The organism is Paenibacillus plantarum (assembly GCF_013141695.1).
Lineage (GTDB): Bacteria > Bacillota > Bacilli > Paenibacillales > NBRC-103111 > Paenibacillus_E > Paenibacillus_E plantarum.
Window position 1 is genome coordinate 574,153 of the sequence record NZ_WHNY01000067.1, and the last position, 15,349, is coordinate 589,501.

Sequence of the window (15,349 nt, forward strand, 5' to 3'; positions counted from 1 at the left end):
TTTTATAATAGATGAAACATCAAAGGAGGCCAAGGGAATGAACGAGGAAAAAACTATTATTATCGATGGAAATGAAAGCGTTCTATCTAAAAGCGGGGGATTTATTAGCAGGCGGAAATTACTTGCCTCACTAGGTGCAGCGGGAGCTGCACTAACGTTAGGCAGCTTGCTGCCTTTTAAGGGAACCATAGGCGTTGCGCATGCTGCAGTGGGGAGTGTGGAAATGGTCACGATTGCTGATTTAAGGCTGACGACGAGTCCAAGCGCGCTGACGATTTATTTTGTTTTGGATGATGAAAAGGAAGGATATTTTTATTATACGCCTACAGACACAAGTTCTGTGGATAATACAGGAACCGTGATCGTATCCTCATCGGGAGCTCGCTTTAAACGAATTATGGAAGAGAACTGTGTAAATGTGAAGTGGTTTAATGCGAAGGGGGACGGAGTAACGGATGATACAGCTGCGATGCAAGCGGCTTTGTATGCTGGAGTAGGCACGGTATATGTACCTGAGGGCACTTATATCATAGACGGTGTAGTGACCTGGGCTTACCGCGATAAGCCTAACCGTGGACTGGACATTCCAGACCACACGCATTTTCAGCTATCTCCGAAAGCTGTGATTAAAATGATTACAAATGCTTCAGATTCTTCAACGATTATTCGCATTCAGGATCGCTCTCATGTGAGAATATCAGGTGGCACAATTGAAGGTGATCGCAGCACCCATACAGGCGTAGGTGGTGAATGGGGCTATGGAATCTGCCTGAACGGGGCGAAGAACGTAACGATCGAGGATGTCATTGTCAAAAACTGTTGGGGGGACGGCATCTTCATTAGTCAAGGTATTGCGACAACTGCGCCATCCTCAAATATTAAGATCATGGGAGTCACATGTGACAATAATCGACGTCAAGGAATGAGCAGTCTTGCTGTAGACGGTATTTACATTGGCGGCAGCAGCTTTAGAAACACGAACGGTACAGCTCCCCAATCGGGCATTGATTTCGAGGCTGAGCTCAACATGGAAAATAAAAATATTAAAATTGTCGGTTGCGAGTTTATCAATAATACGGGGGATGGCATCCAGTTAAATAAATCAGCGACGTACTTTATTTTCAGCAGCAATACTTTTGTCGGTAATGGCGGCAGAGGGATTTCCACCTTTTTGAATGCACACGGGTCGATTATTGGGAATACGTTCATCGGACATACAACTAACAATGCGATTATGGTATTGAATTGCAATTATGTTACAGTTTCGGAAAATCAATGTAGTGGAAATAATACAGGGATTTATGTTGGTGCCTCCTCTTCTTATCTTTCTATTAGGAATGGGGACAACAATGTTATTACCAATAATACAACAGATCAAAACACACTATATGGAGTAATGGTTGCTGGCTCTTTCAATAATCAAGTTACAGGCAATCAATGTGATCACAATTCTAATATAGGCATCTACTTGTATGAGGCAGGGCATAATATCGTCTCTAATAATAAAGTAAATTATAATAATTCGGGTATCGTTTCGTCGAATGGTTCCAGTGACAACATAATCAGTGATAACATCGTCGAATTCAATCTCAAGAACGGTATACATGTTAGTGGCGGAACTAATTATGTAGCGGTCAATAATTACTGCGTGGGCAATGGGCAGCTTTCGAACGCTACCTACTGTAATATCTATTTGAACAGTTGTACGAATTCCTCTATACAAGGCAATGTTTGCCGCAGAGGAAATTTGACGAACAAGTCAGCGTATGGGATCTCTCTAGAAGGGACAGGCAGCGCGAATTTTGTCACTAATAATGATTGCTATCAGGGGGGGAGTGTGAATGGGATCAGAGATCTGCATACTTCCACTGTTTTTGGAGCAGGCAACCGTATAAATGGCGGGGCATTTTCTGTAACGCCTAGTTAATCGTTTGTTGTTCTAACTAACAAACAGGCATCTTTGGCACATATAAATTGTGCAAAAGATGCCTTAATTAATTTGCGGGTCTTTTAACTTCCACCACCGCATGTACAGATAGGAATACTTTATACAGCATGGATAGTTGGCCATTCCAATTCGATACCTTCATTTACAAGCATTTGCTGGAATTGCTTTAAATGTTCGGGTACGTTCCGCACTTCACGGGGCTTTATTCCGTGATCCAGACAGTAGGCGACCAAATATCCGGAAACTTCGCCAATGTTCCATTCGACAGGATGTAATCTGTAACAACCGTTCGTAATGTGTGTAACGCCCAAGTTCTTACAAGCTGGCAGTAGGTTGTTTACTCGAATAGGGATTAAACTTCCGAGGGGAATCTGGAATGGCAGAGAAGAAATGTCGATATAATGGCGGTTCGCCGTACTTGGGTGCAAATCAATGCGATAACAGCCAACACCGACTGAATCGAAGAAGGTCTCGGCTTTGCCATCAGGTCTGCATTCTGCTGCGATGTGCTGCTCCACTACGGTAAACTCAGCTTTAATTCTGCGGGATTCGCGAATATACGGATATTTTGCCAAACCATCTTCTGTACCCAGAATGTCTTTGCGTAAGCGTAAGCCAGGGTAACCATGTCCCCCATCAGGTCTCGGCGCTTCGGTTTGCAACCAGTATAAAAGGGATAAGCTAAGCTGCTTGGCATCTTCCAAATGCTCCATTCGCTCTTTATCACTAACATCGATCACGGATCCAAGCCAATAATCGTTCTGCGGCCAATTCACAAGGGTGACATTGCTGTCGAATGTACCTGGCAGAAAATTGTTCTTATCGACAATTTGTCTGTAATGGAATAACGAAAATCGCCCGTTCCCAGGAAATAACTCATATTGTACCGTTTTTAACGTTGGTGGATGAACACCACTCCAGCTAAGCAGTTTGTCCGGCCAGAAGCTAGCCTTATAAGCCTGCCAAAAAGAATAGTTGGCTGGTCGTTCAATAGTGTGATCTTCGCCTTCTTTATAATCCATGGCAAAGCAATAGGTGAAGCCTTGCATATCCATTGGGTCTGCTTCACCTTCAAGTGCATGGGGCTCACCTGTCTGAGCTTTAGATTCCGCCCCTGTAACATATTCCACACCTGCAAGCGGCAGGACATCCCCGCAGTCAGTAGCGTCTATAAAGTAAGGTGCAGAGAGCTCAATAAGTTCATTAGATCTTAGGTTGCGAACTATAGCTGCAACAACGTCATCTCCGTCCGTATGTACATGTTCAACGCGATGGTTAGCAAGAACGAGCAATCTGCCACTATGAATGAAAGGTGCAAGCATCTGCTGAATTACCGCAAGAGCTGCGCGGGGTTCATGACATAATTGACTTACACCACCGTTTCCGGGGTTTAACTTCAGATCTTCTCTTGCTTCTGGAGTTAGTGGGAGATGATTGCGATAATAATCGCGCACACCCTCTCGAAACTGCCTGTAACTACGAGTAGAACCGAATTGTTCGATCCAAGGATGCTCATCAGGAGGGACTGCTTGACTAGTTAACTGACCTCCGATCCAATCCGTTTCTTCTGTCATGATGACGGATTGACCACATTTGGCGGAAGCGAGCGCTGCTGCACAACCGCCGGTTCCGCCTCCGATGATGATTACATCAGCCTGCATAATGTTATTCATTAAAATATCCTCTACCTTTCAGATTCCGATTACACCGTTTTACTGTTTACGCTGATTAACCACGTATAGAGAAGGGGGATAGCCCATTATGCGTGAGAACGCTTTGCTAAACGATTGGATAGTTTCATAACCAAGTTTTTCGGATACTTGTTTAATGGTAAAATTACCGTATTTTAATAATTCTAGTGCCTTCTCTATCTTCTTGTGATTAATGTAACGTTGTAGGGTCATGCCTGTTCTGCGTTTGAACACATGGGACAAATAGGTAGGGTTATAGTTTAATTGGATTGAAAGAAACTTAATACTTTCAAGCTCAAATATATTATTCTCAATATAACGGATAACAGTATATACGGTCTGACCAACTGAGCGAGGAGATCTCTCCGGCGTATATTGAAATACTTTGTCAGCCTTTTGAGTAAAGGAACGATAGGCAGAAACGATGATTTCCTCGATGTAGTTTCGTATCATAGAATGGGAGTAGGGCTTCTGGGAATAGAATTCATCGATGTTGCGCATGAAAGGAATTAGCAGATTATGCATATCTTTGGAGAAATAATAAGGAGCCGACTGGAGAAATGCCTGTATCTCGGCAAACTCTTTGCTGACTTGTTCATTAAATTTAAATCCCATGTATACAAAGCGAAGCATGTTAGTTTGGTCGGTTTTAATGGAATGGCTATGTCCGACTGAATTGAACAGGATATCTCCTGCCTCCACTTGGATACAGCTATCGTTAATATAGAAATATCCGCTGCCCGAAACAATGCAGCTTAACTCCAAACAATATTGATAATGCACTGGAATTTCATAGCCGCATTCGCAACAGATCTCCCCAATCTGGAACAGATCGATTCCCCCGAATACAGCTTCTCCATTTCCAAAGATGTTATCGAAATGAAACAGACATCCACCATGCTTCGTTTCTTCCATATCCATAGATACTCTATTCCTCTATTCGGTTAAATTACCTGGTAACTCGATCCACTGATAAGGTGTTTGCATAGCCTTACGACCATATTCGATCAAAGTAATGACTGAAATAGTCTCCTCTGGTGTAACCGTGGATATACCAGTATGGAAAAATTGTACCAGATTATCGATGAATTGAGCAAAGAAATCCGCTTTCGCTTCAAGTCTCGCAGAATGACTATTCTCAAATTGTAAAGTAAGAAGAAATGGACTTTCCTGTACAAGGTGCATTGTAGCTTGTCGTTCGTTTGGGTAACTAATTAATAAGGCAGGTGCCAATTTCGTTCCAATGGACATAATTCGCTCAGCTTGGACACCCATCAGAGATACGATTGGTTCCATCTGATGGACGGCGTAGTTGGCATATTTACCTGAACCATAACTATATATTGTATTTATTTCTGTGCCGCGGAATTTCGCATATTCAGGAGCGAATCGCAATGCAGAGGAAGAATAGAGCGGCGTGCCGTGTTTCGCTGCCAATTCGTAAAGAGTGATAGCTGTCTGACGATCGGGGGCAAAGGTTTTATCTACGAATGTTGGTTTGCCAGACTTTAAGGGGATAAACGCCAATTCTTCATGGAAATCTGGATGATCAGGCGCCAGTACGACTAGATAATCGCTGTTGGCGACAACCGCTTCAATTGTGAGCATCTGTTCAATACCCATGTCGTGGCACCAGGAAAAATTGTCCTTTCCAAAGGGTGCATCCGTTTTGCCATATGCGCAAGTTACTTTCATGGTTCCACCTGATGACTCTTCGATCCATCCAGGGTAATTGTTCGCATGCCATTCATCGAGATAATAGTCGATAAAACCAATTCTTTTCATTTTCATCCTCCTCTGTTGAGCTACAATGCAATCTCTCTTTCTAATTCGGATGAATCGTAAATGCCTTGGATGATACGGGAAGAAAGGATCACTGTATCAATATGGGAAGGCAACTTCTCGCCGGTACGTATACAGTCGAGGAACGAGTCGATCTCGTTTTGGAACATATCTACGGACTTAAAGGAAGGTGATGTTTCCAGCAATATGCCATCTTTTGCCCCATAAACTTTAAAATCATTACCATATTGCAATCGAATTCCGGCTTTATCCCCTAGAAAGTCGATGTACATCTCATCTACACCGATATTTTGCGCCCAAGCACCGTTTAACGTAATCGTCGGACCCTTAGTTCTAATCATTGCTGTAACGAAGTCATCCACATCATAGGTACCGGAATAATTCGGGGGACCAGCCCACATATTCAGATATGAATAATTTGGTATGTCTAAGCCCAATTTGCTGTAAGTTTGACCGGAAACTGTTTTAGGAATCGGATCACCAGAGCAGTACATGACGATATCGAGGAAATGGACACCCCAATCGATTAAAGCGCCGCCCCCTGCAATAGCTTTGGTGGTGAATGCGCCACCTAGTCCCGGAATTGAACGCTGGGAGCGAAAACTGACATATACATGATATAATTCGCCAAGCTCGCCGTTCGCGATCATTTTCTTGATCAAATTAACTCCTGTATTGAAACGATTCACAACACCGATGTTTAATACAAGTCCTGTCTCATGCTGGACCTTCTGCATCTCTAGTGCTTCGGCATAAGTACGTGCAGCTGGCTTCTCGCAAAGCACATGCTTACCTGCGCGCAAGCACTCGATGGAGATAGCCGCATGAACATGATTCGGTGTACAGATAGATACTGCTTCAATCTCTGGATCATTCAGCGCGATATGGTAATCAGTAATTGCTTTTCCACAGCCGCTGTTTATCACAGCTTGATCAGCACGTTCCTGAATGAGATCGCAGAAATACATAATCTCGGCGTTTGGATTGGCCAGATATGATTTGATATGTGCAGCATTAGCAATCGAACCGCATCCAATGATGGCAACCTTGATTTTGGACAATATGAGTGCCTCCTAAATTTGATTTTGTTAAATTAATTGTAGCATTTCGATAATATTATGGAAGGTGATAATTTGTTTATATGCTTATCTCAATTTGTCTTTTGAAATAAAATTTGAGCATCAATTTAAGCAATATGATAATTCCACAAAGCTTAATAATTGTAAAATGTTGTTATAATTTTAAAAGTTACCCAATCTAGTTCAGGAAGAATAACTGACGCCAAGCCTGGTAGCGTTCTTGTTCATTGTCAGATGCAGTCACGATGCATTGTGGAGTCAAGATGCATTGACTTCTTCCTTTTGTCTAATTCTCCAAGGGACAAAGAATCGTTATCTTGGACAAGATATCTTTCAATACGAAACCAGCGAACAAGCCCAACGAAGATGGAGGGGCAACTACGGCTGATTAACTGTAGGCTACGAAAGTCCGTCAGAATGCAATCGGGAATACCGAATGCTGTTTGGTCAACCACCATTGCAGGATATTAAAGCAATGCTAAAAATCGATTCGGTAAATGAAGCATCGTACCAGAACGTTTGATATAGGTCTTGTTTTTTTTTATTTGTGGATGACAAAAAGCCCTTAAGCCCTGGAGGCAGAAGGGTGTCTTTTGGAATAGGGAATGAGAGCAAGCAGTGATAGCCGGCAACAGGTGATAATAACAGCCCATAGTATAGCTTGTCCATTGGTAAAATATACAGTTAAGACAGGTCCATCAATGCGAATAGAAGACCTTCTTTTTCGATGACATCAAAGGGTTGAAGCCTTGCATTAGGAACATTGTGGCAACGGCCTGTGTGCGCTTCAAAAGTCCAGCCATGCAGCGGACATTCCAATTCGCCATTCTCAAGTTCGACTGCATAACCGGCGTGTGGGCATCGACTGGAGAGCAACGTATAGGCACCATCAGTTTCTGTTAGAAAGAATCGCTTGCCATTCACTTTCACTTCGGACGGGTATGCAGTAAACTGATCCTTAGAACCAATCAGGATTTCATTCATGGGGATGCTCCTTTTCACAAGGGGATTTCTTCATTAATTTCATTATAATCCAAACGACATCAAAGATCTCTAAGCAGATGGCAAAAACAAAGGAGCACGATCCACATGAGTAGTACATTATCTCCACTAGCAGCAGCCTTTCGCCAAACCTCGTATCCCCTAGGTGGGCACGGCCGCAGAAATATTCAAATTTTAAAAGAGGCCTTAGATGGACTGGACGGCAAGCTTGAGAGTGATATTTATGGAACTGGCGAAAGTATAGAGAGCTTTCAGGCGGAGATGGCCGCTTATCTTGGTAAAGAGAAGGCTGTGTTCTTCCCTAGCGGGACGATGGCGCAGCAGATTGCCCTACGAATTTGGTGTGATGAGAAGGGAATCCGCAAGGTTGCGTATCATCCGTTAAGTCATTTGGAAATCCATGAAGAGGATGGCTTGAAGGAGCTGCACCAGATTGAATCGATTTTGCTCGGCGAGAAGGATCGTTTAATTCAACTGGATGAGATTCTTGAGCTCAAAGAAGAAATCGCATGTCTCTTGATTGAGCTACCTCAGCGTGAAATTGGTGGTGATCTGCCGCCTTTCGAGGAGCTCGTTGCGATTTCGGCATATTGTCGTGCTCATGGAATCAAACTTCATCTGGATGGTGCGAGATTGTACGAAGTACTGCCTTTTTATCAGAAGTCTGCGGTAGAGCTGTGTGCGCTTTTCGATAGTGTGTACATCTCCTTCTACAAAGGGATTGGCGGTATTGCAGGTGCGATTCTGGCTGGGGATGAGGCGTTTACGGCGAAATCGAAGGTGTGGAAAAGGCGGCATGGCGGCGATTTGATCAGCCTGTATCCGTATTACCTTAGCGCGAGCTACTATTTCAAGCAACGTGAGCCGAAGATGGGTCAATACTATGAAGAAGCGGTGGCGCTTGCGGCGCTGTTTAATAGCTGTCCGCTCGTGACTACCTTGCCGCGAGTACCCGTTACGAATATGTTTCACGTTCATCTAGCGATGCCCAAAGAGAAGCTCGAGCCGATCCTAGTTGGGTTGTATGCGGAAACGGATGTAGGGCTGATCCATTATCTACGTGAGTCCGGTGAGGGGATCTGTTCATTCGAGATAAGTATTGGCGATGCTTTCGCGCAAATTCCGAAGGATAAGCTGAAGCTGGCCTTTGAGCGGTTGGACGCAGGATTGCGGGAGGGATAGTGACCCGATTTACCTATAAAGTGTAACTTATAGCGCACTGTTGTTCTGCTTGGTTTGACGAAGCGGAACAACAGTGCGCTATTTGCTGCTATGGAACGCTAATTTGAAGCCATCGTAACTTTGTACTCCACGTGGGTAGATCGGTGTCACTGAATAGGAATAAAATCGTAACATTTGTCACCTTAGTCCGTCAGATTGTAGGTGTTGATGCTCGTGAAGAATCGGTATACTTCAAAAGGTAAGCCCTTACATTTCGTTGTGGATCTCATGGTCAGGGGGAGGGACACCTTGCAAAGACCGCCAGATAATCAAATGGTCGTAATTACTTACACTATTGGAGGGAAATGATATGTTCAAAAAGAGCTTAGCTTTGATACTCAGTCTGGCCTGTATTATGATGATATTCGGCGTACTTCCAGCGTTTGCTGCGAATGGGCCGATCACTTGGGGGGCTTCCGTCACGATCACGAATATCAATACGTTTACAGATGCCGGAACGGACGTACGTGGGATTAGTCCAGGTACTTTCGGTTCGGAATACCCGCGTATGATCAAGCTTGCCAATGGGAACTGGTTAGCAGTTGCAGCCATATATGATAATAACGGTTATACCAAAGTATCCTGGGGGGTACGCGATTACAGGTATTCCTCAGCACAGATAATTGTCGTACGTGGTCTTTAGCGGCAACGCTATGGGAAGATGGACGTGATCTGGATAACGGTCAATTCGCGCAGTTGGCGAATGGTGATATTTTGTTGGCGATGAGATCGGTGCGTTGGCAGGAATCTTATCAGTTAAAAGTGTACAAAAGTACGAACGGTGGCACAAATTGGAGCTATCTAAGTACCATCGATGAGAAAACGGGTGCTCCTGGTACACTGGGCAATCCAGATAAAGGCGTGTACGAGCCGCATATGCAAATTTTGAGCGACGGCACGCTGGCTGTGATGTATGCGAACGAAAAGCATGTGACGGAGAGTCCATCGTATAGTCAAATTATTTCGGAGAAGCTTTCTACGAACGGCGGCGCTAGTTGGGGAAGTGAGATTTATGTTGCTTGGGATCCAAGCAATGCAGCAGCACGGCCTGGTATGCCGGTATGGCAAAAAATGAACAATGGCCAGTATATCGTGACCTTTGAGGTTTGTGGTACGCAAAGCTGTAATGTGTTCACGAAGAAAAGCAGTGATGGCAAAACGTGGGCAAGCGGTATCGGCACGCAAGTACCAAGTCAACAAGGTGGTCCTTATCTGCTTTCACTGACGGATGGCAGAGTTCTACTCACGTCGAACGCCAATGTGCTTTCCATCTCCAATGATTACGGCAATTCCTGGTATACCAATGATACGACAGCTTTTGGCAACTCGTTCTGGTCCGCTATGTATCAAACAGCTTCAAACGAAATTGCATTCATTGATTCGGTTAACCGAACTGGCGGTGGTCATAATGTGCAGGTGAAGTTTGGCACGTTGTTGGGTACGTATTCGAATGATTTTGCATCCAATGATACGGGGTGGGTTCGTTATGGAGGAACTTGGACAATTAGTGGGGGAACCTACAATGTAACTTCTGCGAGCGGAGATAAATCGATACTTACCCCTTATCCATCCAAACGCAATTATACCCTTGAAGGTGATATTAAGCTTAACAACACGGGACAGGGCAGTCTTATTTTTAATGTGACGAATCCAACGACGGGGACGGATAGTTTGAAAGGGTATGCAGCGGGGATTGATTCGGCGGGGCAAGTGTGGTTAGGTCGTTTTAACAATAACTGGAAGCAACTGGGGCTTGTCAGTACAACGATCAGCACGAACACCTGGTATCACATGAAGATCGTAGTCAATGAAGGGAATATGAAGGTGTACGTAGGCGATATGGCCACGCCAAAAATTAACTTTACCGATACAACATTTGTAAGTGGGACGATCGGGGTACGTGGTGGCTTCGGGAATAGTGTGAGTTTCGACAATATATCGATGAACTAACTTGCTTGTTCCTGAGTGCAGGGGATAGTGGGGATACGGAGAATGAACGGCGTATAGGAAGTCAGGCGGAGTTGTGGAATCTGCTTAATGGACAGGAGAGCTCTTATTTGATGAAAAAAGCAGGAATTCCAAATGTAACGGCCACCATGACTGCTATTCAGTCTCTTGTCACACATGTTGGCACGAAAATAAGTCAATAACGCCTCTGGTGTCCGTTAAAAATCAAAAACGCCTCATTTTCAGATAATAGAGGCTGTCACGTCCGTTAGAAAATCAACTAATCTCTTTTCGCGATACTCTCTTGTTTTGGGAATATGCTCGCCTGATTACCTAGCAACATTAAGTTAATACCAAGGACCTGAGGCAGAGCCTCAGGTCCTACTTAACTATATGTTAATTCGGAACCAAATCCTTTAGTTCCTGCACAACGTAGGCCCGACCACCGTTCAGAGCTTCCACAAGATTCTTGGCTGCAAGTTCAGCCATGTCATTACGAGTTCTTGCCGTCGCCGAGCCGATATGAGGTAAAGTGACCACATTCGGCATATGCAACAACGGATTATCCACAGGAGTTGGCTCGATATCGAAAACATCCAGACCGGCTCCTCGAATTTTTCCTTGCTGAAGCGCCTTAATCAGCGCTTGTTCGTCTACGGTTGCTCCTCGAGATGCATTAATGAAGATGGCTGATGACTTCATTAGATTAAACTGCTCCTCGCCAATCAGATGTTTCGTCTCTGGAGTTAAAGGCGTCATCACAACGATGTAGTCGGACTCACGTAGTAACTCATCCAGCTCGCAGAAGCGGGCATTGAAGCGCTCGTCTATTTCTTTTTTTGGACTGCGACTGTGATACAGCAGGTTCATATCGAAGCCAAACACAGCCCGCTGGGCAATCGCTTCGCCAATCCGTCCCATGCCAATAATACCGAGCGTCGAATGATGAACATCCACACCGAATAATTCGGTACCGCTCGTACCCTTTTGCCATTTCCCCTGTTTCACATAAGCGTCCAGTTCTGCAATTCTTCGTCCTGCACTTAGCATCAACGCAAGAACGAGATCGGCTACGGTGCTGTCCAGCACATACGGTGTATGCGTACCAATTACACCGTGGGCTCTCATTGCATCTAGATCAAAATGATTGTACCCAACTGAAGAGGTACTCGCTACACGAAGTCGTGGTGCGAAGCTTAACAGTTCCTCGTCAATTGTTCCTCCAAGAATTCCCTCCGCATCCGAGACTTTTTCTAAGATGACACTCCGAGGCATACTGCCTTCCTCATTCCAGAACGTACAATCAGCATGGAGGTTTAAATAATCCTGAACGGTTTCCGGTAATTTGTGGGTAACGAGTATTTTGGGCTTGGTCGACATGAGTATTCCTCCTTGAGTTTCACATTTGAATATTCTTTGCATGCGATTATTAAAGTGCCGAGATAACGCGTTTATTCGAATAGCGGGTTACAGTCCCGACTAGGCACTTTTTCTTCTTTATTGACCATAAGATGATCTGACTAGCCAAAGTAGTCTTTATATAGTCTGTTCTATTATATAACTAAACTTATTGGAACAATATATTTAAATCTACCAGACCACTAGAGATGCAGCACACTAACATTTGGAATAGAGTTCTTCATAAATTGACATTGCTGTTGAGTAGATCTAGTTAGTTCAAGTTAAGGTTAGGGAAGAGATGAGTTGAGTTGATGGGGAGTATGGAGAAGGTGAATGAGATGGAGGAGTAGACAGTTGTAGTAGTAGATAAAAGTAGTATAAGGGTGGTGAAGGGTAGTGAAAATAGTAAAAGTAGACGTAGTTAGAGTTAGTTGCAGCAGCCATCCGACGAAATAACTGGATTTTCTGTATCTAAATTTGCCCGATTTGGGCTCATTTACGGAATAACTGGATTTCCTCCAGCTAATTTCTTCGAATTTCGATAATTGGAGTCATTCCGAGAAAATTACCTGTATGTTTTCCATTTATTATCAAATATTCGTCCTTTTCACTCGAATTAGCTGTATGTTTTCCAGTTAAACGTCGCTCGCTAGGCGGCAACCCAACCCAACCCAACCCAACCCCCTCCCGCATCATGCCACACATCCGCATCCAACGTACGATTCACCCCTCCAATCGTAATATCGTCACCTTGTTACCAAAATGCAGTCTGCGGAGTTCTTACGTTTGTTCCCTAAAGTTGACGGTTTTATCGGTTTAGACGCGGAGCGATTCCTTGTAAAGTTAGAACCAAGGAAAGCCCTTACATCTGAGTGAAAGGGCTTTCGCTTCTAACATAAACCGAATGAGAGAGGGTTGTTCATCACAATGAAAAAGAAATTAACAAGTTTACTTACCGCAAGTATTGCGCTTGCTATGGTAGCGACAGGCTGCTCGAGCACAAAAGAAAGCGATACCAAAACCACAACGACGGCAGCTGCGGAGACAACGAAAGCCGTAGAGACAACCAAAGCAGCGAATCCAGTGGAGATTACTTTTTGGAATATGTTTGGCGGTGGCGAAGGAGATTTCGTAGATCAAATTGTTAAAGGCTATAACGATTCCCAAAAGGAAGTCATCGTGAAACAGCTGCGCCTAGAATCGAATGAGTACTATGCGAAACTAAGCACAGCGCTTTCTTCTTCGAAGGGGCCAGATGTAGCTGTAGCTCACGTGGATCGGATATCTCCCTTCGTCAAAGCCAAGCAAATTCTACCGCTTGATGGGCTGGCCAGCAAGGTTGGTTTTGATCTGAAACAAGTGTCAGATTCCAATATCAAAAGCGTTTCCTATGACGGAAAGCCTTACGCCGTACCGTTAGATACACATTTCCATATGTTCTATTACAACAAGGATTTGCTTAAGAAAGCTGAGCTGCTGAACGACGATGGCACGCCGAAGCTTGGAGATTTGACGCCAGATGGCTTTAAGAAAACATTAGCGCAAATTCAAGCGAAAGTACCTGGTGTGCAGGCGTTAGCCGTGAATACACCATATTTCCAAGAGCCATTCCTGAATTTGTACTATGAAGCAGGCGGCGATATCTTGAATGGGGATATGACGAAATCCGCGATTAACAATGAGAAAGCATTGAATGTCCTTAAGTTCTATATGGATTTGTACAAAAACAAATACAGCGATCTCAATGATAAAACGCCTTGGGATTCCTTCCACAGCGGGAAAGCAGCCCTATGGTTCGGAGGCGTGTGGGAAGCGGGACTATTACTAAACGATAAAGCTTTGAATATTGGTGCGCTGCCGCTGCCTGCGATTTTCGGTAGCCAAACGCACTGGGGAAGCTCCCATTTGCTCGTCGTCCCGTCTTATGTAACAACGGAGAAACAAGAAGCATCCGCGAAATTCATGAAGTACTTCTCCGAGATAGGTGGCAAAACGTGGGGTCAAGCCGGACACGTTCCAGCGAACAGCGCAGTAACGACAAGTGATGAGTATAAAAAGCTGCCATACCGTAATTTCTTTATCGAAGCTCAGAAAACCGTGAAATTCGCACCGAAAACAGATAAATACACAACGATTATCACAACGGTTTCAGAGTCCTTACAGAACATTCTGTTCGGTAAGCAATCACCGGAAGACGGCTTGAAAAGCTTAGATAAGCAAATCAATGATATTTTGACCAATTAATCGTCCGCTTGAATCGGGTGAAGCTTCCGCGCAAGTTAACGGGGCTCCACCCGAACTTTATAGAAAGAAACAAGGAGAAGAGCCAATGGAGACAAAAGTAAGTGAGCGTGATCGGACTTGGGTCCTCCGCGAACGTAAACCGTTACGAATAGCTTTGGAAATGAAGGCGCTGCTATATCTGCTGCCGTTTCTGATCCCTTTTGCCATCTTCTATCTGTGGCCTGTAGGTCGAGGTGCTTGGATGAGCTTGCACGTTTGGGGCATTCAGGGGATGCAGAAGTATGTTGGTTTTGCGAATTATAAAAAGATTTTCAGTGATTCTAATTTCTATCTATATGTGTGGCACTCGATTTACTTTGTCATCATTTGTACCCCGACTATTATCGTCCTAGGCCTTATTTTAGCCTTGCTGATTAATCAGAATCTCCGCTTTCGAACGCTCATTCGTTCCATGTTTTTCCTACCTTATGTACTGTCTGTCTCGGTCATCAGTTTCATATGGCTCCGACTGTTCGACTCAAAGTATGGCCCGATTAACGCGTTCTTGAAACTCATTGGTTTACCTGGTGACATTCACTGGCTGACGGATAAGCATTTCGCTTGGTGGGCGATTACGATTACAACCGATTGGTGGTCAGTAGGCTTCGTCATGGTATTGTTCCTAGCTGGCTTACAAGAAATTCCGACGGATCATTATGAAGCTGCGAAAATAGATGGCGCTGGCGCTTGGAAGCAATTCATTCATATTACGCTCCCAGGTTTGTCGAGAGTCATGCAAATACAAGTTTTTTATCAAATTATCTCGTGTTTAAAGTTGTTTGGGCAAGTACAGATTATGACCGGCGGAGGTCCAGGGGACTCCACGAATACCATGATTCGCTACATTTATGTTACGGGGTTCAAAAAGGATATGTTCGGGCTTGCTTCGGCTCAATCCATCGTATTCTGTGTCATCATGTTGATCCTCGCCGTTGTACAGTTCAAATTAACAGACAGAAAAGATTGACGGAGGT

12 protein-coding genes are annotated in these 15,349 nt (G+C 44.2%); 6 read left to right on the forward strand and 6 right to left on the reverse strand.

Going from position 1 to position 15,349, the window contains the following annotated elements; genetic code table 11:
- Positions 1 to 37 precede the first annotated feature (37 nt).
- Positions 38 to 1,927, forward strand: coding sequence for a right-handed parallel beta-helix repeat-containing protein (locus GC096_RS25535; RefSeq protein WP_171634099.1), 1,890 nt, complete (start codon positions 38 to 40; stop codon positions 1,925 to 1,927).
- A 119-nt stretch (positions 1,928 to 2,046) separates the two neighbouring features.
- Here the strand turns inward: GC096_RS25535 and GC096_RS25540 are convergent, their stop codons facing one another.
- The 5 genes from GC096_RS25540 to GC096_RS25560 all read right to left on the reverse strand — a co-directional run bounded on the left by GC096_RS25540 (position 2,047) and on the right by GC096_RS25560 (position 7,505).
- Positions 2,047 to 3,621: an FAD-dependent oxidoreductase gene (locus GC096_RS25540; RefSeq protein WP_171634100.1), complete on the reverse strand. Its 1,575-nt coding sequence runs from the start codon at positions 3,619 to 3,621 to the stop codon at positions 2,047 to 2,049.
- A gap of 39 nt (positions 3,622 to 3,660) precedes the next feature.
- Positions 3,661 to 4,560, reverse strand: coding sequence for a helix-turn-helix domain-containing protein (locus GC096_RS25545; RefSeq protein WP_171634101.1), 900 nt, complete (start codon positions 4,558 to 4,560; stop codon positions 3,661 to 3,663).
- A 15-nt stretch (positions 4,561 to 4,575) separates the two neighbouring features.
- Entirely contained in the window at positions 4,576 to 5,424 is an 849-nt protein-coding gene (locus GC096_RS25550; protein WP_171634102.1) for a Gfo/Idh/MocA family oxidoreductase, read from the reverse strand.
- 20 nt (positions 5,425 to 5,444) lie between these two features.
- The gene (locus tag GC096_RS25555; RefSeq protein ID WP_171634103.1) at positions 5,445 to 6,503 is read right to left on the reverse strand and encodes a Gfo/Idh/MocA family protein; all 1,059 of its coding nucleotides are present in this window, start codon (positions 6,501 to 6,503) and stop codon (positions 5,445 to 5,447) included.
- 702 nt (positions 6,504 to 7,205) lie between these two features.
- Entirely contained in the window at positions 7,206 to 7,505 is a 300-nt protein-coding gene (locus GC096_RS25560) for a Rieske (2Fe-2S) protein (RefSeq protein WP_171634105.1), read from the reverse strand.
- Positions 7,506 to 7,610: 105 nt separating this feature from the next.
- On the opposite strand from GC096_RS25560, the gene GC096_RS25565 reads away from it, so the two are divergent.
- From GC096_RS25565 to GC096_RS25575, 3 genes are all read left to right on the forward strand, one after another.
- Positions 7,611 to 8,705 (forward strand): threonine aldolase family protein, encoded by a 1,095-nt coding sequence (locus GC096_RS25565; RefSeq protein ID WP_171634106.1) that lies wholly within the window; start codon positions 7,611 to 7,613, stop codon positions 8,703 to 8,705.
- A gap of 349 nt (positions 8,706 to 9,054) precedes the next feature.
- Positions 9,055 to 9,387, forward strand: a complete 333-nt coding sequence (locus GC096_RS25570; RefSeq protein WP_171634108.1) for a hypothetical protein — start codon at positions 9,055 to 9,057, stop codon at positions 9,385 to 9,387.
- Positions 9,388 to 9,467: 80 nt separating this feature from the next.
- The gene (locus GC096_RS25575) at positions 9,468 to 10,694 is read left to right on the forward strand and encodes a 3-keto-alpha-glucoside-1,2-lyase-like domain-containing protein (protein ID WP_246302970.1); all 1,227 of its coding nucleotides are present in this window, start codon (positions 9,468 to 9,470) and stop codon (positions 10,692 to 10,694) included.
- A 393-nt stretch (positions 10,695 to 11,087) separates the two neighbouring features.
- Here GC096_RS25575 and GC096_RS25580 read toward each other — a convergent pair whose 3' ends face one another.
- Complete coding sequence (locus tag GC096_RS25580; RefSeq protein WP_171634111.1) at positions 11,088 to 12,071, reverse strand: 2-hydroxyacid dehydrogenase; 984 nt, start codon at positions 12,069 to 12,071, stop codon at positions 11,088 to 11,090.
- Between the two features lie 948 nt (positions 12,072 to 13,019).
- On the opposite strand from GC096_RS25580, the gene GC096_RS25585 reads away from it, so the two are divergent.
- Positions 13,020 to 14,336, forward strand: coding sequence for an ABC transporter substrate-binding protein (locus tag GC096_RS25585; RefSeq protein ID WP_216626254.1), 1,317 nt, complete (start codon positions 13,020 to 13,022; stop codon positions 14,334 to 14,336).
- 85 nt (positions 14,337 to 14,421) lie between these two features.
- On the forward strand, positions 14,422 to 15,342 hold the full coding sequence (locus GC096_RS25590) for a carbohydrate ABC transporter permease (protein ID WP_171634112.1): 921 nt from the start codon (positions 14,422 to 14,424) through the stop codon (positions 15,340 to 15,342).
- Positions 15,343 to 15,349 lie beyond the last annotated feature (7 nt).

Bases quoted from the DNA above. Each gene is read 5' to 3' on its own strand.
- GC096_RS25590 (WP_171634112.1), top strand. From the start codon at position 14,422: ATGGAGACAAAAGTAAGTGAGCGTGATCGGACTTGGGTCCTCCGCGAA.
- GC096_RS25585 (WP_216626254.1), top strand. From the start codon at position 13,020: ATGAAAAAGAAATTAACAAGTTTACTTACCGCAAGTATTGCGCTTGCT.
- GC096_RS25560 (WP_171634105.1), bottom strand. From the start codon at position 7,505: ATGAATGAAATCCTGATTGGTTCTAAGGATCAGTTTACTGCATACCCG.
- GC096_RS25565 (WP_171634106.1), top strand. From the start codon at position 7,611: ATGAGTAGTACATTATCTCCACTAGCAGCAGCCTTTCGCCAAACCTCG.
- GC096_RS25580 (WP_171634111.1), bottom strand. From the start codon at position 12,071: ATGTCGACCAAGCCCAAAATACTCGTTACCCACAAATTACCGGAAACC.
- GC096_RS25550 (WP_171634102.1), bottom strand. From the start codon at position 5,424: ATGAAAAGAATTGGTTTTATCGACTATTATCTCGATGAATGGCATGCG.
- GC096_RS25575 (WP_246302970.1), top strand. From the start codon at position 9,468: ATGAGATCGGTGCGTTGGCAGGAATCTTATCAGTTAAAAGTGTACAAA.
- GC096_RS25570 (WP_171634108.1), top strand. From the start codon at position 9,055: ATGTTCAAAAAGAGCTTAGCTTTGATACTCAGTCTGGCCTGTATTATG.
- GC096_RS25545 (WP_171634101.1), bottom strand. From the start codon at position 4,560: ATGGATATGGAAGAAACGAAGCATGGTGGATGTCTGTTTCATTTCGAT.
- GC096_RS25535 (WP_171634099.1), top strand. From the start codon at position 38: ATGAACGAGGAAAAAACTATTATTATCGATGGAAATGAAAGCGTTCTA.
- GC096_RS25540 (WP_171634100.1), bottom strand. From the start codon at position 3,621: ATGAATAACATTATGCAGGCTGATGTAATCATCATCGGAGGCGGAACC.